A 510-nucleotide genomic window follows, 5' to 3' on the forward strand; every position below is an offset into this window, starting at 1 on the left:
GGCTCCACGAGCGCGCCCGCGGTCGCGAGGGCGTTGCGGAACGAGAGCCCGACGCCCGCCGCCGCGAGCACGCCGCCCGCGACGAAGGGCACCAGGGACGCGAGGACGCCGCCCGCGGCCAGCAGCACGAGGCCCACCGGCAGGAGGACCAGCGACGCCGCGATCTGGCGCCGGGCGTCGAGGCGCGCCGCCACGAGCGGGGACACGGCGGCGGCGGCGAAGACCGCGAAGGACACGGACCCGGACAGCAGCCGGTCGGTCTGCCCCAGCGTCGTCGCCAGGAACGTCGGCGCGAGGGACGTGAAGAGCCCGAAGACCGCGAACCCCGCGAAGGCGGCCGCCGCCGCCGTGGCGAACACCCCGCGCGACGCCGCGGGGACCGCCAGGCGCTGCGGCCGGTAGGGACGCCGCAGCGCGGGTGCCCGCACCGTCTCGGGCACGAGCGCGACGGCGGCCAGGGCCAGGAGGAGCAGGACGAGGAACGCGGCGTGCGGCACGACGAGCGGGGCG

At 79.0% G+C, this 510-nt stretch carries 1 pseudogene; it reads right to left on the minus strand.

Annotated features, from left to right (window positions below):
* A pseudogene (locus tag Q6969_RS16255) lies at positions 1-510 on the minus strand (MFS transporter); the annotation flags it as partial.

The organism is Clavibacter sp. MX14-G9D, from assembly GCF_032917815.1.
GTDB lineage: Bacteria > Actinomycetota > Actinomycetes > Actinomycetales > Microbacteriaceae > Clavibacter > Clavibacter michiganensis_K.